The following is an 18,018-nucleotide window of genomic DNA, read 5'->3' on the forward strand; positions in this document are numbered from 1 at the left end:
AGCGTCCGCTCACCATCACGCGGGCCAGCGTCGACCCCTGGAGGGCTTCCACATATGACCACTGATTCCGGGACCACTGATTTCGATTCGGTTGACTACTTCACCGATCCCTCCCTCGTCCCCGACCCGCACCCGTACTACGACCACATCCGCTCGAAGGATCCCGTCTGTTGTCCGATCAACAACGGCGTGCTCGCCGTCACGGGTTGGGAAGCGGCCAACGCCGTCTATAAGGACAGCGAGAATTTCTCGTCCTGTGTCGCGGTCATGGGTCCGTTCACACCGATGCCGTTCACGCCCGAGGGTGACGACATCTGCGAACAACTCGAGAAGCACCGCACCGAGATTCCGATGTTCGAGCACATGGTCACGATGGACCCGCCGCAGCACACGGATGCGCGTTCGATCCTGGCCCGTCTGCTGACTCCCAAGCGCCTCAAGGAGAACGAGGACTTCATGTGGCGGCTGGCCGACCGCCACATCGACGAGTTCATCGCCGACGGCAAGTGCGAATTCCTCGCCGCGTACGCGAAACCGTTCTCGCTGTTGGTGGTTGCCGACCTGCTCGGCGTTCCCGAAGAGGACCACGAGGACTTCCGTGAGTCGTTCGGCGCCCAGCGCCCCGGATCGAACATCGGCGGGCTCGACCACGAGGTGATCGCCACCAATCCTCTTGAGTGGGCGGACGAGAAGTTCTCGCGCTACATCGAGGAACGCCGTGAGAACCCGCGCGACGACGTGCTCACCTCAATTGCCACCGCCAAGTATCCGGACGGCTCCACGCCCGAGGTCATCGATGTGGTGCGTACGGCGACCTTCCTGTTCGCCGCCGGCCAGGAGACGACCGCGAAGCTGCTGGGCGCGGCGATGCGGGTGCTGTCCGACCGGCCCGACATCCAGCAGCAGTTGCGCGACGACCGCAGCCTGATCCCGGTGTTCATCGAGGAGTGCCTGCGGATGGACAGCCCGGTCAAGAGCGTGTTCAGGATGGCCCGTAAGACAACGACTCTCGGCGACACCCCCGTGCCCGCGGGCACCACGGTGATGGTGAGCCCGGGTGCGGCCAACCGCGATCCCAAGCGGTTCGACGATCCACAGGAGTTCCAGTTGGACCGCAAGAACGTGCGCGAGCACATCGCGTTCAGCCGCGGTATCCATTCGTGCCCTGGTGCACCGCTGGCCCGTGTCGAGGGGCGCGTCTCGATCGAACGCCTCCTCGACCGGTTGGGCGACATCACGGTCAACGAGGAGAAGCACGGACCGATCGACGCCCGCCGCTACGTGTACGAGCCGACGTTCATCCTTCGCGGACTCACCGAGATCAACATCGAGTTCAAGCCGATCGGCTGAGTGTCGCCACGGTCGCCGAAACTGCAAAGGGATCACATAATTCGCAGTTTCGGCGATCTGCGTGCAGTGTCGACGGGGAGACCGCCCCTACAGGTCGCCGCGCTCCCAATACGCGCGGCCGTCCTTGGCTACGCAGGTGAGGAACAGTCCATCTGGCGCTTGAGCCACCTCGCCCACGTGCAGCGGGCACAGGTCGAATTCGTTCTTCACGCCGTGCATTTCGGGTGACCGGAACCAGCGCGGCTCGTACCGCCGCGGCGAACCGCAGAACACCAATCGGCCCCATTCTGTGACGCCGAAGGCATAGTAGGTCGTGTTGTTGCAGTACGACCCGAGGATGACGCCCGGCCTGATGCCTGGCGTGCAGTTGGGGTGATTGCACTCGGCGCCCGGCGGGGGTAGCGGTGGCAGCGGCGGCTGAGCGGCGGCCGGCGGGGCCGCTGTGAGCGCCGCGAACGACAGCAGGGCAGCTAACACTGCGACGGGGGACCGCATTCAGTCATTCTCACATATCGGCGGAACGAAATTCTCCCTATTAGAGAGCAGAGCTGCTATGCGCGATAGGCTTTCCGCATGCGTAGTGCTGATTGGGCCGCGGGTGTGGCGGCGATCGCTTTCGCGGCGAGCGTGGGGACCGCAACACCGGCACATGCCGATGATTTTGGTGTCGCGTTGAATGGCACCTACCTGGTGATGTCGGACGGCGAATGGGCGAAGAAGAGTATCGGCCCGCATGGCGCCGGTGGCGCTGACGTCTTCCGCGACGATGTGACCGTGGTCCAAACCTGGACTGTCAGCACAGATTGCGTGAGTCCGATCGAATGCACCGGAACGGTGAGCAGCGACCGCGGCTGGACCGCCCCCATTCGGCTCGACGACTTCTGGTACGTCGATCGCGACATTCCGAATTGGATGCCCTGCCCCAATGGGACATTCGCCCCGGGGCACCAGAAGTTCATGTTGTGGGGGTTCGATCCCGCGCGGAACGAACGCCTCACGAAGAACACCACCTTTCTGGCCGGCCGCGACATGACAAAGACGGCAAGCGGCGCTTGTGGCAGGAATCAGACCACCTCCGTTGAGATGCCGGTGAAGATGCAGAAGCTGTCCTGACCGCCCGAGCGCGGTCAGGTCGGCAAGAGGTCTTTCCAGGACCTCGGGCCCTTGCCGGGCAGTGTCTCCTGCTGCAGGAAGCCGTCCGGACTGAGATATTTCCCCGTCCCGGGGTCGTATGTCGCCACCGCCACCGATGGGCCATCCGCTGACGCCTCGGCGGCATGAGCGGCCGGCGCTGCGGGAACGGCTCCCGGCGCCGGCGGAAGCGGCGCCCCGTTGAGCGAGTTGCCCGGCGGCGGGGGTGCAATGGGTGCCGGAGGTGGCGGGGGCGCGACCGGTGCCGGCGGGGCTCCCGTAGGCGTCGGCTGCGGTGACAACACGTCCGGCGCCGGGAACGGTGGGGAGTCCGGTGCCGATGGACCGGGTGGCGCTCCAGCTGGGACCGCGCCCGGCGGCAGCGGCGTACCTTGTACCGGCGCGTAGATCCGCTCCTCGAAGTCGACCCTGTCGTCGGGCGGGACACCCTGAGAGATGAGGTTCGGGTCGATCGGGTTCGGCCCCAACGTGTGCTGGCGCATGGCGAGCGGAACAAAACCCCTTGGGTCGTTGCAGAGCTCGACCGTCGGCGCCCGCTTGCCGGGATGTTCGATGCAGGGGTAGTTGCGGGCTCCACGCACGCTGATCGGTGAATCCTGCGGCAGCTTGCAGTACAACCCGTCAGGCGTGTCGATGGTGGTCTGGTCCTCCGGGGAGCGCCACTGCGACGGCGGGAGGAATCCCACAGTGCATGACGGCGGGTCGCTGATGGTGAGCGCGAAATCGCCGCTCGGCAAGCCGGTGGGATTGTTGCCCGGGAGGCCGAACGACTGCTGGGCGGCGATGATGCCCGGGAAGATGACCAGCAACTGCTCGAGGGCCGGGTTGTAGGTGAGCAGGACCTGCGTGACGGTGGTGAGGTTCGCCAGCAGAATCGGCAGCGTGGGCTTCACGTCGTTGAGGAGCGCCGACACTTCCTGCGCGAAACCGGGCCCCTGCTGCAGTATGGTGCGGATCTCCGGATCATTCTGTTCCAGCTGGCCGGTGACGCCGGCCAGGCTCCGCGCCCAGGTACGGATCTCCTCGGTGGTCTCGGCCTGCGATTCCAGCAGCGGCCTGCTGTCGTCGATCAAGCCGCGGGTCTGGTCGGAGACGGCGCTGGCCTCATCGGTCACCTTGGAGGCCGAGTCGAGCAGGGACTGGAAGTCCGGACCGGCTCCGTTGAACGCCTTGAACGATTCGTCGAGCAGGTCGGCGATCCGGTCGCCGGGGATGCTGTCCACCAGCGCGCTCAGCCGGTCCAGCATCGGACCCACCTCCTGCGGAAGCGTGGCCCGCGAGGCCGGAATGCGTTGTCCGCTCTCGAGATACGGACCCGAATCGGTGCGGGGCCGCAAATCCACGTACTGCTCACCGACAGCGGAAACGCTGCGCACCTCGGCCTGCAGGTCTGCTGGGATCTTCGGTGAGGTGTCGAGTGACAAGTGTGCCTCAGCACCGTTCTCCGTCAACGTCACCGACGTCACCTCGCCGATCTGCACCCCGCGGTAGGTCACGTTGCTGAAGCGATAGAGACCGCCCGCGGCGGGTAGCTCGAGCGTGACCTTCAGGCGGCCGATACCGAGCAGTGTGGGCAGTTGCATGTAGGTGAAGATCATCACGGTGACACCGAGAATCGACGCAATCGTGAAGATGATCAACTGATTTCGGACAAAGCGAGTCAGCATCAGCCACCGCCTCCCGGTGTCGGTTCAGCCGGCGGAACAGGTGCCGGTGACGGCGACGGCCCGTAGGGTCCCGCGAATATCTGCGACGACGTGATCGCCTGGGTCTGAGGGAGCCATGGCGCCGCCGGCGGCGGGGGCGCGACCGGCAGCAGCGGTTCGCTTACCGGTGGCAATGCCGGACCGGGCGGCGTCCCGGGTGCTGGCGGCAGCCCCTGCGGGGGGGGCGCGACGCCGAGCGCCATCGGGCTGTAGGAGTAATTCATGTAGTACGGGTCGCCGGGTGCCGGAATGAGTTTGGCATTCTCGTCGCCCCACCGCGTCCCGAGCAGCAGCGTCTTCTTCAGACGCGGATAGGTGAGGTCGAAGCTGGCGAACAGGTTGATGTAGTCGCCCCGGGTGATGCGATCGGCGAATGTCGGCCCGTATGGAAACGCGGTGGCCCACAACAGCGCAAGGTTCAGATCCGGCCCGATGTCGGCGAGTGCACCGAACACCGGACCCAGATTCTCGATGTCCTTCACCAGGTCGTCACCGGCGTCGTCGACCAACTGATCGGCGGTGTCGCTGAATTGTCCCAGCTTCTGCAACGCGGTGGTCAGCCGCGGCCGCTCGCGGATCAGCACATCGAGCGCCGGTGGGATCTCCTTGAGCGCCCGGTCGAGCACGTCGCGCTGCGAGGCAAACGTACCCGCGACGCGATTCAACTGCTGAATCGAGGCGATGATGTTGTCGCGCTGGCGGTCGAGCACTCCGACGAAATTGTCGAGTCGAGTGAGCAATTCGCGAATCTGAGGTTCCCGCCCGTTCAACGCGACGTTGAAGTTGGAGATGATGTCGCCGATCTGCCCGAGCCCGCCCCCGTTTGCGATAGTGGACAATGCGGACAGCGTCCGCTCAGTGGACGGATATGTCGACGAGTCAGCCAACGGGATCGTCGCGCCGGGTTGCAGCCGACCCCTCGGCTCCTCGCCCAGTGGCGGATTGAGCGCCAGGTGCATCGAGCCGAGCAGGCTGGTCTGCCCGACCGTTGCCACGGCGTTTGCGGGCACCGCCACATCGGGTTTGATCGAGATCTGCACGTTGGCGTGCCAGTCCTCCACCGTCATCTCGCCGACGCTGCCGACGACAACGTCGTTGATGAGAACCGGTGAATTGGATTCCAGCGTGGCCACATTCGCGACCTCGACCCGGTAGGTCACCGAGTCGGGTCCGCGTCCCACCGCGCCGGGCAGCGGCAGCGAGTTCAGACCTTGGAATGAGCAGCCGGTCACTGTCAGCGCAACGCACGCCCCGGCGATCGTCAATCGCTTCACATTGCTCCTGCTGATCATCGCGGGGCCTCCGCAGGCAAGGGTGGTCCCGGCGGCGGGCCGGGAGGCGCGGGAGTCGGCGGCAGCAGCATGCCTTCCACCGTCGTAGGGCCCGCAGGGATGTTGCTCAACACCCGCGGAGGTCCGGGGATCGGCGCGCCCGGGAACAACGGCGGCGACGGTGTCGCCGGTGCGTCATTGTCCGGCGTATACAGCCCCGGCGGACCAGGCGGCGCATTCCACCCCGGCGGCGGGGGGACGTCGCCGTTGCCGAGGTAGGCGGACACGTCCGGGAAGGGCTCGGGCGGATCTCCCGGCCCCGCACCCCCCGGCGCGAGCTTCGGGTCGGTGTAGATCAACCGGTCCGGGTTGATCGCGGGCCGCAGGTAGGCGTTGATCGGCAACGGGATGTTGTTGACGTTGAGCAGGCGCAGCGCCGGACCGAGGTACTGCGCGCACAGCTTTGCGGTCTCGGGGGCGGTCACGTTCGCGACGGCACCGATCATGCTGCAGATGAACAGAACCGGATTGCTGAAATTCACGAGCGAGAAAGCGCCGGTCACCGCACCGCCGTTGGGATAGTAGATATTCGCGAAGTTGGCGATCGCATTCGGCGTGATGTGCAGGACGTTTTCGAAAGCCAGCTTGTGGTCGACCAAAACCTGGGTGACGTTGGCCAGGCGCTGGAACTGCTCGGAGGTCTGGTTTCGGATGCCGGCCACGTACCGCTGTACCTCCCCGAGCGCCACCGATAGGTCGGTCAGCGCCGCGTCGAGGTCGGACCTGTTGTCGTTCAGGACGCTGGTGAGGGTGGCCAACCGGTTCTCGAACATCACGATCTGCTGCTTGCTGTCGCGCAGCGCACCGACGAAAATCTGCAGGTTCTTCATGATGTCGACGATGTTGCCGCTGCCTTCGGCAAAGATCCTCGCCGCGCCCGACAACTGGGCCAGCGTCTGCCGGAGCTTGTCGCCGTTGCCCCCCATAGCGTTCGCGGCACTGTCGATGAACCGGGAGATCGACGTGCCCGACACCCCGGTGTCCGGCCCCAGTTCCGTTGCCAGCCTCATCAATTGCGTCTTGACCTCGTCCCACTCGACGGGAACGGCGGTGCGCTCCATGGGGATCACCGCGCCGTCTTGCATCTTGGGTCCGTCGCCGTTGCGGTATGCAGGCGTGAGCTGGACATAGCGGGCCGCGATCAGGTTCTGGGCGACGACGACCGCCTTGGCGTCGGCCGGAATAGGCACACCGCTGTCCACCTTGAGGACCATCTTGGTCTGGGTGCCTTCAGGCGTGATGGATTCGATCGTGCCCACCTGCACTCCGGACACGCGCACGTCGTCACCCGGATAGATGGCCGTCGCGGTCGGGAAGTAGGCCGTGATGGTCCTCGGCCCGAAGAACACCTGACGCACGAGGAACGCTGCGCCGGCAACCAGTCCGATGGCCAGCAGGACCGCCGTGGCGGCCACCAGTCGCTTACGGGGTGCCATCATCGGGAAGATCTCCTGGCTGAGGAATGGCGTTGACGGGGAACGGTAGTTCCGCCCGCGGTCCGGCGTTGTCCGGCGGCTGGCCCGCGTCCATGCCGCGACGGAACCCGAAGGCGTAGTCCATGAACGGCTGCAGTAGCTGCCCCGGTAGTGGGATCATGTTGGGAACCAACGCGTTGTAGTAGGCACCGTTGGACACGATTTCGCCTTGCGTCAGATAGTATTTCGCCGCTCCTGGCAGCATCTTGGCCAGGTTGTCTCGGTTCTTCTCCAGCACCGCCACCACCTCGTTGAGCTTGTTGAGCGTGGGCGCGAGCTCCTGCTCGTTTTCGGCAACCACGCCGGTGAGCTCCTGCGAAACCGCTGAGGTGGCGTTGAGCAGGCTGACGATCGCATGCCGACGTTCGTTGAGCACAGCCAGCAGGTCATTGGCGTTGAGGATCAGCGAGTTCACCTGCTTGCTGCGTTCGGCGAAGATTCCGGTGACATCGCCGGCGGTCCTCAGCAAATCGGCGAGGCTCTGGTTGCGGTTGTTGAGCGACTGCGACAGCCGGGACAGTCCGTCGAATGTCGGACCGAGTTGCGGCGCAACCTGATCGAGCGTCGCGGCCAGCGTGTCCAGCGACTGGTTCAGCGTGTCGGTGTTGGTGGCCGCGGTGTTGGTGGTGAGATCACTGACCGCGTCGGTCAACGAGTACGGGGACGATGTTCGTGTGGTCGGAATGGTCTGGCTGCGATCGAGCGTTCCGCTGCCCTCTGACTCGAGCGCCAGAACTCGCTCTCCGAGCAGCGTCCCAGTGCGGATGTGCGCGGTGGTTTCGGAGCCCAGCGCGTATTTGCTCTGAACCGTGAACCCGACCAGGACATCGCCGTTGACGAGTTCGACCGACGAGACCGAGCCGACCTTGATCCCGGACAGCGTGACGTCGTTACCGCCCGCAAGGCCACCGGCTTCGGTGAACAGCGCCTGGTATCGCAGCCCGGTGGCGTACGACAACAACCGCTCGGGCTGCAACCCGACGGTGATCACAAGGATCATCAGCACGACGCCGATGACGCCGGCCCTGATCAGATGGGAGCCGCGGTACTTATCCATCTACTCTTCAACGCACCTTCCCGTTTCTTGCTTGATCCAGGGGAACACCACGGTGCGGCCTTCCAGGTCGCTGGCGCGGAACGTGACGCCGCAGATGTAGTACGGGAAGAAGGCGCCATACGACCCGACGCGTGCGAGCTTGCGGTAGATCTCGGGAAGACGCTGCAAAGTCGCGTCCAAGCGCGGAAGGTCGTTGCCGACCAGCGGAGCCAGCCGGTGCAACTCGTTGACCGTGTGGTCCAGCGGCGGGCGGGCACGCCCGAGCAGATCCGCCAGCGACGATGTGCCGTTGTCCAGTTGCTCGATGGCCTCGCCGATGGGATCGCGATCGGCGGACAGCCCTTCGACCAGCTTGTCCAGCCGGTCGATGGCGCCGGAGAACTCCTCGCCGTCTTTGGACAATGTGTCGAGCACCGTTCGCAGATCATCGATCAACTGCTCGATCACCTGATTGTTGTCGGCCAGCGAGTTGGTGAACGACGACGACTTCGACAGCAGCGACTCCAACGTGCCGCCCTGACCCTGCAGGATCTGGATCAGCGATGAGGTCAACCCGTTCACGTCCTCCGGGTTCAGACCTTCGATCACCGGCTTGAGCCCTCCGAGCAGAAGGTCGAGGTCGAGTGCCGGCGCAGTCCGGTCGACGGGGATTGTGGCACCGGCAGGCAGGATTCGGGTGGAATCCGGGGTGTCGAGCAGCTCCAGGTAACGGTCCCCGGTGAGATTGAGATACCGGACGGCGGCCCGTGTCCCGGTGGTCAGCTTGGTGCTCTTGTCCGCGTCGAACTCGACGAGGACATTTCGGTCCGGCTGCAGCGACACGCTCTGCACGGTGCCGACCCGGATGCCCGCGATTCGGACGGTATCGCCCGTCTTGAGCCGGGAGGCATCGGTGAAGACCGCTCTGTACCCCTCGGTGTCACCGCCTCTGGAGTCACTGAAAATCAAGAACAGGAACGCCGTCAGGACCGTCATCACGACCCCGAAGACGGCGAACTTGATGAGTGTGCCCGTTGATCCCGTCATCCCGGCATTCCGATCTGTGCGGTATTGCGCGGCGGCCCGTCGAGTGGCCCGAACAACCAGTTCTTCAGCCCCTCGGAATTCAGCAGGATTCCGGCGTTTCCGTACTGCGCTGGGTTGGCGCCCACGTCCCCGACGAGCGCCGGGGGTACGAACTCCGGCGGCAACTCGGGCAGGCCGAGTTCCTTACAGTAGTCGCGGCCGCCGCTCTTGGCGGCGACCTTGGGCAGATCCCCTGGATAGCGGTACCGCTCGACGCCGAGCGTGAGTCCCGCGCTGACCATGACGCCCGAGAACTGCGGCGCCGACTTCGCGAAGGGCACCAAGCCGCCGATGCCACACCACAGGGACTTCTTGTAGAGGTTGAGCAACTCGGCGGTGGGGACCAGATTTTCCAGCACATCGCCGAGCGCCTCACGGTTTCCGCCGATCACCTCGTTGCCGATGTCTGCCAGCCCGATTGCGCTGACGAGGAATGTATCGAGATTCTGCTCCTGGTCGACGATGGAGTTGCTCACCGATGTGGTGCTACGGATCGTCGACATCAGATCCGACGTCGCGTCGGCGTAAGCGTTGAACGTCGGTACCGAGGCCTCGATGCTGGCTTCCAGATTAGGCAGGCTCGGCTCGATCTTGGCCAGCAGCTCGTTGAAATCGACCAACGTCTGGCCGAACTGCTCCCCTCGGCCGTTGAATGCTGTCGCGATCGCACCCAGCGTCTGGTTCAGCTTCGCAGGGTCGATCTTGTCGAGCACGTTGACCAGCTGTTGGAACACGGTGTTGATTTCGACAGTGACGCTGCCACTTTGAATGACCTGACCCGGACGCAATTTTTCGGCCGAGGGATTCTCCGGCGGCTTCAACTGAACGAACTTCGCGCCGAACACCGTCGTCGACGCGATGTCGACATCGACGTTCGACGGGATGAGGTGCATCTGCGCCGGATCCATCGCCAGGTGTAGCGCTGCCGTGCCGTCCGGGCGGGTCTCGATCGACTCGACTTTGCCGACGTCGACGCCCCGCATCTTCACTTCGGCGTCGTTGTTCATCACCAGGCCGGCCCGCTCCGAGATCACCGTCACGGGAACGGTTTTGGTGAAACTGCCCTGAAACAGGGCAACCGCCAATGCGACGATCAGAACGATCGTGACGATCAGGGCCAACCCTGTCAGGGGACGTACCACACTGCTTTTCACCGGCGCCTCTATCCCGACAGGTTGAAGTTGCCGTTGGAACCGTAGACGGCCAGGGATACCAGCAGGGTGACCGACACGACGATCACCAGCGAGGTGCGCACCGCGTTACCGACCGCGACGCCCACACCCGAGGGGCCACCGGAGGCGAAGTATCCGAAGTAGGTGTGTACCAACAGGATGGTGATGGCCATCAGCACCGCCTGCAGGAATGACCACAACAAGTCGATCGGATTGAGGAAGGTGTCGAAGTAGTGGTCATACAGCCCGCCGGACTGGCCGAACAACACCACGGTGGTGAATTGGCTGGCAACGAACGACAGGATCACCGCGATCGAGTACAGCGGGGTGATCGCCACCATCCCCGCGATCAGCCGCGTGGACACCAGATACTCGATCGGCCGGATCGCCATCGACTCGAGTGCGTCGATCTCCTCGTTGATGCGCATCGCGCCCAACTGTGCCGTCACCCCGGCGCCGAACGTGGCCGCCAGCCCGATCCCGGCCACCGTCGGTGCGGCGATGCGCACGTTGATGAACGCGGCCAGGAACCCGGTCAGCGCCTCGATACCGATGTCGCCCAACGACGAATACCCCTGCACCGCCAGGGTGCCGCCCGCAGCCAGCGTCAGGAAGCCGACAATGGCCACCGTGCCGCCGATCATCGCCAATGTCCCGGCGCCCATGGAGATCTCGGCGATCAACCGCACGATCTCCTTGCGGAAGTGCACCGATGCATGCGGCACTCCCGCCAGCGCCCGCAGGTAGAACAGCATGTGATCGCCGATGCGACCCAAAAAGTCGACCGGCTTGCGAGCCCCCCGAGTCAGGCGCGGATAGGTGCTGCGCAGAACTTGTACGGTTCCCATCGATAGCTCCCGATCAGCCCGTCGTCATCCGAATACCGATCGCGGTCACCACCACGTTGATCACGAACAACGCCATGAACGCATACACCACCGTCTCGTTGACCGCGTTACCGACCGCCTTGGCGCCACCACCGGTGATCGTCAACCCGCGAAAACACGCCACCAACCCGGCGATCAGACCAAACAGCGCCGCCTTCACACACGAAATGATCACCTCAGGCACCCCGGTCAACAGCGTGATCCCGGCCGCGAACGCGCCCGGGTTCACATCCTGGATGAACACCGAAAACGTGTAACCACCCAGGATCCCGATGATCACCACCAGACTGTTGAGCAACAACGCCACCAACCCCGAGGCCAACATGCGCGGGGTCACCAAACGCTGGACCGGATTGATGCCCAGCACCTCCATCGCATCAATCTCCTCGCGGATCGTGCGCGACCCCAGATCAGCACACATCGCCGTCGCACCCGCACCGGCCACGATCAACACCGTCACGATCGGACCCACCTGAGTCACCGCACCAAACGCCGCACCCGCACCCGACAGATCAGCCGCACCCAACTCCCGCAACAAGATGTTCAACGTGAACGACACCAACACCGTGAACGGAATGGCCACCAACAACGTCGGCGCCAACGACACCCGAGCAATAAACCAACACTGCTCCAAAAACTCCCGCCACTGAAACGGCCGACGAAACACAAACCGCACCGCATCGGCCGACATCGCGAACAACGCCCCGACCGCCTGCATCGGCCCAGCCAGATTCCGCAACGGCGGCAACCCCGCAGACCACCGCTCCGGCCCACTAGCTTGCGCCATTGCCGTCTCCTTCCAGGATGGTCACCGCCGCGACCGCCGTTGGCCCGCCAATGTTATGGGCTAGGCCGATCCGAGCACCGTCCACCTGGTTCACGGCTTCGCCGCGAAGTTGCGCGAACAGCTCGACACACTGCGCGACTCCGGTCGCGCCGGGCGGATGCCCCTTGGCCTTCAATCCCCCACTCGGGTTCACGGGCAGCTCCCCGCCGATAGTCGTGACATCGGCTTCGACGAGTTTGTGGCCCCCGAACCTCTCGGCGAATCCCAGATCTTCATAGCTGATCAGCTCGATGCCCGTGAAGAAATCGTGAACTTCTGCCACATGGACTTCGCCAGGAACGAGACTGGCCATCTCAAAAGCCTGCTTGGCGGCCCGCACCGTCGCCGGCATCGTCGTCATGTCCGCTTTGTGTTGGTGCATCACGGAGTCCAGGCCGAGGCCGATGCCACGAATCCATACCGGGCGGTTTGTGAATCGGTCGACGACGTCTTCAGCGGCGAGGATCAGAGCGGCCGCGCCGTCGCTCTGCGGTGCGCAGTCGTACAGCCGGAACGGGGTGACGACAACGGGAGCTTCCATCGCCTGTCCGACGGTGATCTCGAATCGCAGCCGGGCCTTGGGGTTGTTCGCGCCGTGCCGGTGGTTTTTCACCGCAATCATCGCGAGGTGCTCCTGAGTCGCGGGCGACTCGTGCAGATAGCGGCGGACATGTAACGCGAATCCGGCGGGCGAGACCACCCCCAGCGGGTAGTCCCACGCCATGTCGCGGGCCATCGCCTCCCACTCCCACAACATGTCTCGGGATGTGGTGTCGCGCAATTTGTCCGCACCCATCACCAGCGCGACGTCGAACGCCCCAGACGCGACACCGAACAGCGCGTTGCGTATCGCATCGTTGCCTGTGGCACACGAGTTTTCGACTCGGGTCACAGGGAGGCCTGGGAGGCCGAGCGTATCGGCCAGAATTCCGGCCGGGAACCCATCGGCGGTGCCCATGGCGCCGAACCACGCCGCCTGCAGATCCGATTTCTTCAGGCCCTTGTCCACGCTGGCCGCGCAATCGGCGAACGCCATCGGCAGGAGATCTTTGAGGCCGAGCGCGAAATGTTCACCGAACGCGGTCATTCCGGCGCCGACGATCGCGACCCGTTTCACGCCGCCACTGCTTCCGGCTCGAACATGTACCCGTAGTCCGGTACTCCGGAGCGAACGGCGACGCGGCGCAACGCGAGTCGGCCGCGAGTGCCGATGTCCACGGACCCGGGTTCGGCACCGGTCACCTTCACCAAAGCGCGCACGCCGACGCCGTCGAGTTCGACGATCACCAGCGAGTAGGGCGAGCGCAGACCGGGCACCGGGATGTGCACGGTGGTCTCGGTGTAGACGGTTCCCGTGCGCGGCAACGGAATCAGCTCGTACCCGGTCGAGAGCGTGGCGTTGTCGGCCAGCCGGTACCGGGGCGGGAAGTCGAGGTCCTCCGAACCCGGGTGACGGCCGGCCTCCCAGCGCACCTTCGCCTCGAACGCCCGCTCGTAAGCGGCAAGGGAGATGGGGATCTGGGCGTCGCCGACGATTGTGCCCTCGGGTTGGGGACGCGCGGCCGGCTCGCGGCGGGTCAGCTCTGCGACGCCGCCCGTGACCGTGATCCCGGACAGGCTGGCCTGTTCGACGGCGACCAGCGGGCCCGTCGAATTCCGTTCGGCCATACCGGCCAACGCGAACAAGCCGGCGCTCGCACCGGTGGTCGGAAGCGGAGGCGGATCACCGATCGTCAGCTCGGCCGCCCACGAATGGTCGACACCCGCGACAGCGGCCGGAGTGTCCAGCCACGCCGCCTCCAGAGAGGCGATGAGTCCACGCTCGTGCAGGAGCCGAGGGTCGCCGTAGTCGTGCACATCACCAGTGGCCTTGCGGGTGCGCACCGGAAGGCTGCGCGCGACGCGGGCCGCGGTGCGCACCTGCAGCCCCCGCTCGGCGGTGAGAATCGCCGCCGCTCCGGCCGGCTCGAGGTCGGTGCCGATGATCAATGTCCGCGGCCGCGCCGAACTGACGGCGTCGAGCGTCGCGGGTGCACCGCCGAGGCGCTCGTCGACCTCGAGTTCCGGGTCCAGCCCGAGCCCGGCCAGCAGCACCGCCGCATTGCTGCTGTCGAGCAGGGGCAGATCGCGGCTGACCAACACCACCCGCTCGACCGCCCCGCTGGCAAGCAGCGCCGCCCGTCCCGCTTCGACGGCGAGGGTTATCGCGTCCTCGTCGTCACCGGGCTCACGGTGTAGCGGCGCACCCCAGCACGGCAGGTATGTGCCGATCGAGGCGACGTAGGGCATGGGCTGTCTTTCGGGTTCTAAGTGACGGCGCCGGCCGTCTTCAGTTCGATGATGCGGTCCCAATCCAAGCCGAGTTCCAGCAATATTTCGTCGGTTTGCTCGGCGAACCCCGGGGCGGGCCCGCTCTGGGGTGCGCTGACATCGAACTGGACCGGGTTGGCAACCAGTTCAAGCTCGCCGGCCTGCACCAGATACTCGTTGGCGCGGATCTGCGAATCCTCGACGGCCTGCAGCGTGTCCTGCACCGGCGCCCACGGTCCGAGCAGTGTCGCGAAGCGCTCGCTCCACTCCGCGAGCGGACGCTTCGACATCGCCTCCTTCAGGATCTCCGCCGCCGCCTCGGTGTTCTCGGCGATGGATTCCACGGTGGCAAAGCGCGGGTCGTCGGCGAGTTCGTCAAGACCCATGTGCTTGCAGACGTCGGCCCAGAACTTTGTGGGCTGCATCATCACGAACGAGATGTAGCGGTCGTCGGCCGTCGGGTACAGCCCGACGAGCGGGTTGATCGGCGAACCGTGCACACCCGGAGGGAAGGCCTCCATGCGCTCACCCAGGTGCTTGGTCAGCGCGACCGTGTGCCCGAGCGACCAGAGGCCACTTCCCAACAGAGACACGTCGACCACCGACGGCTGCCCGGTGCGTTCGCGCTTGAGCAGAGCCGCGGCGATGCCGCCGGCAAGGTTCGTGCCCGAGATCGTGTCCCCGTACGCGGGTCCCGGCGGGCCGACCATGCCCGGCGTCCCTGGCGGGGTGATGGTGGCCGCGGTGCCCGCACGGCACCAGAACGCGGTCATGTCGTAGCCGCCCTTGACGGACTCCTCGCCGCGCGGACCAAGTGCGCTGCCCCTGGCGTAGATGATGTCGGGGTTCATCGCGCGGATGTCGTCGACGTCGATGCCGAACCGCTGCCGGTGTCCCGGCAGGAAGCTGGTCAAGAAGACGTCGGCCCGTCGGGCCAGCTCCAGCAGTACCTCTTTGCCTTCGGGCACCGACATGTCGAGGCCGATGCTGCGCTTGCCCCGGTTGGCGTGCTCGATGTTCGGATTGGGGTCGCCCTCGACGCGAAGGAGCCCGGTCTGCCGCAGCCCACGCTGCGGATCACCGGTCACCGCGTGTTCGACCTTGACCACGTCGGCGCCCCACTCCCGCAGCACCGCGCCTGCGGATGGGACGAACCCGTACATCGCGACTTCGAGGACGCGGATGCCGTCCAACGGACCACTCATCAGCTCACCACCGTTGCGAACGTCTTTGATTCGAGGAACTCTTCGAGGCCGGCCCTGCCCATTTCGCGGCCGATTCCGGACTGCTTGTATCCCCCGAAGGGGCTGTCGGGGCTGAAGTAGTTGCCGCCGTTGATGGAGAACGTTCCCGTGCGGATGCGCCGTGCGACAGCGAGCGCGCGGTCCTCACTGCCGAACACTGCTCCGGAGAGGCCGTAGATGGAGTTGTTGGCGATGCGAACCGCATCATCGTCGTCGTCGTAGGCGATGACGACGAGCACGGGTCCGAACACCTCCTCCTGGGCGATCTCGCTGTCGGGGTCGACGTCGGTCAGCAGTGTCGGCGTATAGAAGTAGCCGGGGTCGACCTTCTCCCCGCCGGTCACCAGCGTCGCCCCGGCCTCGACAGCGCGCTTGACCATCCCGTCGACCTTGTCACGCTGCTTCTCGCTGATCAGCGGTCCCATGTAAGTGCCCTGTTCGGCCGGGTTGCCGTAGCGGACCAGCCCGAAGTTGTTCTTGACCAGCTCGACGATCTCGTCGTGACGGCTGCGTGGCACCAGCAGCCGCGACGTCAGCGCGCAGCCCTGACCGGCGTGGGTGACCATGCTGAACGCGCTGAACAACGCGGCCATGTTGAAGTCGGCGTCGTCGAGCACGATCGCGGCCGACTTGCCGCCCAGCTCGAGGAAGACCTTCTTGAGGGTTTCGCTCGCGGCGGCCATGATCCGGCGCCCAGTCGGGGTCGACCCGGTGAACGTCACCATGTCGACGTCCGGACTGGTGGTCAGCGCGGCACCCACCTCGGGGTCCGCGCCGCTGAGCACATTCACCACACCGGCCGGGATGTCGGTGTGGTTGGCGATCAACTCACCAAGGGCGAGCGTGACCAACGGAGTGTCGGGCGCGGATTTCAGAACCACCGTGCAGCCGGCGGCCAGCGCCGGCGCCAGCTTCGCCAGCGCGAGCTGATTGGGGTAGTTGTAGGCGATGATCGCGGCCACCACGCCCGCGGCTTCCTTCTCCACCCACCGGTGGTGCTGCATACCGCGGCTTTCGATGTTCCCGAGATCTTCGGTCATCGGATAGGTCTTGAGCAGCTCGGCGTAGTACCGCACGATCTCGATCGGCTGGTCCAGCTGCGCACCCTGACATAGGGCTTCGGTGGCGCCGACCTCGGCGATGGTCAGCTCAGCGAGCTCGTCACGGTGCTCGAGGAGCGTCCGGTGGAACTGCTCGAGGCACCGAATCCGCAGATCCACATCGGTCGACCACTCGGTCTCATCGAAGGCGCGGCGCGCGGCGGCGACGGCCGCTTCGGCATCGGCCACGGTGGCATCCGGCGCGTACCCGAGCACCTCGCCGGTGGCGGGGTTGAGGGAAGGAAACGTCCGGGAGGTCTCGAGCAGCTGCCCGCCGATCAGCAACCGGCGATCGACGCCAACGGTTCCGGGGGCAGGTTCGGAGCTCGAGACGAGGGTCGCTTCCTGCATCATCCTCCTCAGACGTGGGTTTTGGTGGTGTGATGGAAACTTCATTCTCATCCCCGGCGAATCATACATTCGCACCAAGAGAACTCAAGAAAATGATCGGAATCGCCGCTGCCTGCGAAGAACGGTGCGACAATCTTCGCTCGAACGTCTCACCAGTGCGAATCGCCAAGCCCTGGTGTCTTGCGGAGTTGCAAGACGCGAGAGTACGGTTCTCATAATCGAAAGGACGATTCTTGATGGCGTCGCGCACGCATGCGAGGAGCATGATGACCAAGGCCCGGGCGGAGGCATGAAGAACGCCGTCGTAACCGGAGGCGGTTCGGGGATCGGGCTGGCCGTCGCGCAGCGTCTGCGCGCCGACGGCATGCACGTCGCCACCATCGACATCAACCCGTCGGACGCCGACTTCGCCTACACCGCCGACGTCACCGACCGCGCACAGGTCGATGAGGCATTCAACGCCGTACGTGCCCAACTCGGCCCGATCACGGTCCTCGTGAACGCCGCGGGCCTGGAGAAGTTCAAGCGGTTCACGGATCTGAAGTTCGAGGACTGGCAACGCGTCATCGACGTCAACCTCAACGGCGTCTTCCACTGCGTTCAGGCCGTCCTTCCCGACATGATCGAAGCCGGGTGGGGTCGCATCGTGAACATCTCGTCGTCCAGCACCCATTCCGGTCAGCCCTACATGGCGCCGTATGTGGCGGCCAAGTCCGCGGTCAACGGGCTCACCAAGTCGCTGGCGCTGGAGTACGGCCCCAGCGGTATCACCGTCAACGCCGTGCCGCCCGGCTTCATCGACACCCCGATGCTCCGCAAGTCCGAAGAGCGCGGCTATCTGGTGGTGCAGCAGAACATCGACTCGACACCGGTGCGCCGCATCGGCAAGCCCGAGGACATCGCCGCCGCCTGCGCATTCCTGGTCTCCGACGAGGCCGGATACATCACAGGACAGATCTTGGGCGTCAACGGCGGCCGAAACACGTAGCGGC

The 18,018-nt window shown here is 65.2% G+C and carries 16 protein-coding genes; 3 read left to right on the plus strand and 13 right to left on the minus strand.

Annotated features, from left to right (window positions below; all coding sequences use genetic code 11):
• The first annotated feature begins 54 nt into the window (after positions 1-54).
• Positions 55-1,350 (plus strand): cytochrome P450, encoded by a 1,296-nt coding sequence (locus tag AU192_RS13855; RefSeq protein ID WP_064397002.1) that lies wholly within the window; start codon positions 55-57, stop codon positions 1,348-1,350.
• Positions 1,351-1,437: 87 nt separating this feature from the next.
• On the opposite strand, the gene AU192_RS13860 is transcribed toward AU192_RS13855, so the two are convergent.
• Positions 1,438-1,845, minus strand: coding sequence for a hypothetical protein (locus tag AU192_RS13860; protein ID WP_064397004.1), 408 nt, complete (start codon positions 1,843-1,845; stop codon positions 1,438-1,440).
• Between the two features lie 78 nt (positions 1,846-1,923).
• On the opposite strand from AU192_RS13860, the gene AU192_RS13865 reads away from it, so the two are divergent.
• A complete protein-coding gene (locus AU192_RS13865; RefSeq protein ID WP_064397006.1) occupies positions 1,924-2,463 on the plus strand; it encodes an Rv2253/PknI dimerization domain-containing protein in 540 nt (179 codons plus the stop codon).
• 14 nt (positions 2,464-2,477) lie between these two features.
• Here AU192_RS13865 and AU192_RS13870 read toward each other — a convergent pair whose 3' ends face one another.
• The 12 genes from AU192_RS13870 to AU192_RS13925 are packed head-to-tail and all read right to left on the minus strand — an operon-like array spanning position 2,478 to position 17,029.
• Complete coding sequence (locus AU192_RS13870; protein WP_064397007.1) at positions 2,478-4,169, minus strand: MCE family protein; 1,692 nt, start codon at positions 4,167-4,169, stop codon at positions 2,478-2,480.
• Positions 4,169-5,500, minus strand: a complete 1,332-nt coding sequence (locus tag AU192_RS13875) for an MCE family protein (RefSeq protein ID WP_064397009.1) — start codon at positions 5,498-5,500, stop codon at positions 4,169-4,171. Before AU192_RS13875 ends, AU192_RS13870 begins: the two co-directional genes overlap by 1 nt.
• A complete protein-coding gene (locus tag AU192_RS13880) occupies positions 5,497-6,978 on the minus strand; it encodes an MCE family protein (protein WP_064397011.1) in 1,482 nt (493 codons plus the stop codon). The genes AU192_RS13875 and AU192_RS13880 overlap by 4 nt, the downstream gene beginning before the upstream one ends.
• The gene (locus tag AU192_RS13885; protein ID WP_064397013.1) at positions 6,962-8,071 is read right to left on the minus strand and encodes an MCE family protein; all 1,110 of its coding nucleotides are present in this window, start codon (positions 8,069-8,071) and stop codon (positions 6,962-6,964) included. The genes AU192_RS13880 and AU192_RS13885 overlap by 17 nt, the downstream gene beginning before the upstream one ends.
• On the minus strand, positions 8,072-9,097 hold the full coding sequence (locus AU192_RS13890; protein ID WP_064397015.1) for an MCE family protein: 1,026 nt from the start codon (positions 9,095-9,097) through the stop codon (positions 8,072-8,074). It lies immediately after the preceding gene.
• Entirely contained in the window at positions 9,094-10,290 is a 1,197-nt protein-coding gene (locus AU192_RS13895) for an MCE family protein (protein ID WP_064397017.1), read from the minus strand. The genes AU192_RS13890 and AU192_RS13895 overlap by 4 nt, the downstream gene beginning before the upstream one ends.
• Positions 10,291-10,298: 8 nt before the next feature.
• A complete protein-coding gene (locus AU192_RS13900) occupies positions 10,299-11,156 on the minus strand; it encodes an MlaE family ABC transporter permease (protein WP_064397019.1) in 858 nt (285 codons plus the stop codon).
• Positions 11,157-11,169: 13 nt separating this feature from the next.
• Complete coding sequence (locus AU192_RS13905; RefSeq protein ID WP_064350307.1) at positions 11,170-11,982, minus strand: MlaE family ABC transporter permease; 813 nt, start codon at positions 11,980-11,982, stop codon at positions 11,170-11,172.
• Positions 11,969-13,138, minus strand: a complete 1,170-nt coding sequence (locus tag AU192_RS13910; protein ID WP_064397021.1) for a thiolase C-terminal domain-containing protein — start codon at positions 13,136-13,138, stop codon at positions 11,969-11,971. The genes AU192_RS13905 and AU192_RS13910 overlap by 14 nt, the downstream gene beginning before the upstream one ends.
• On the minus strand, positions 13,135-14,310 hold the full coding sequence (locus tag AU192_RS13915; RefSeq protein ID WP_064397022.1) for an OB-fold domain-containing protein: 1,176 nt from the start codon (positions 14,308-14,310) through the stop codon (positions 13,135-13,137). The genes AU192_RS13910 and AU192_RS13915 overlap by 4 nt, the downstream gene beginning before the upstream one ends.
• A 17-nt stretch (positions 14,311-14,327) precedes the next feature.
• The gene (locus AU192_RS13920) at positions 14,328-15,536 is read right to left on the minus strand and encodes a CaiB/BaiF CoA transferase family protein (RefSeq protein ID WP_064397025.1); all 1,209 of its coding nucleotides are present in this window, start codon (positions 15,534-15,536) and stop codon (positions 14,328-14,330) included.
• A complete protein-coding gene (locus AU192_RS13925; protein WP_423202686.1) occupies positions 15,536-17,029 on the minus strand; it encodes an aldehyde dehydrogenase family protein in 1,494 nt (497 codons plus the stop codon). Before AU192_RS13925 ends, AU192_RS13920 begins: the two co-directional genes overlap by 1 nt.
• Positions 17,030-17,315: 286 nt before the next feature.
• On the opposite strand from AU192_RS13925, the gene AU192_RS13930 reads away from it, so the two are divergent.
• On the plus strand, positions 17,316-18,014 hold the full coding sequence (locus AU192_RS13930) for an SDR family NAD(P)-dependent oxidoreductase (RefSeq protein ID WP_064397027.1): 699 nt from the start codon (positions 17,316-17,318) through the stop codon (positions 18,012-18,014).
• Positions 18,015-18,018: the final 4 nt, after the last annotated feature.

The sequence above is a fragment of the Mycobacterium lehmannii genome, assembly GCF_001499925.1.
In the GTDB taxonomy this organism is placed as follows: domain Bacteria; phylum Actinomycetota; class Actinomycetes; order Mycobacteriales; family Mycobacteriaceae; genus Mycobacterium; species Mycobacterium lehmannii.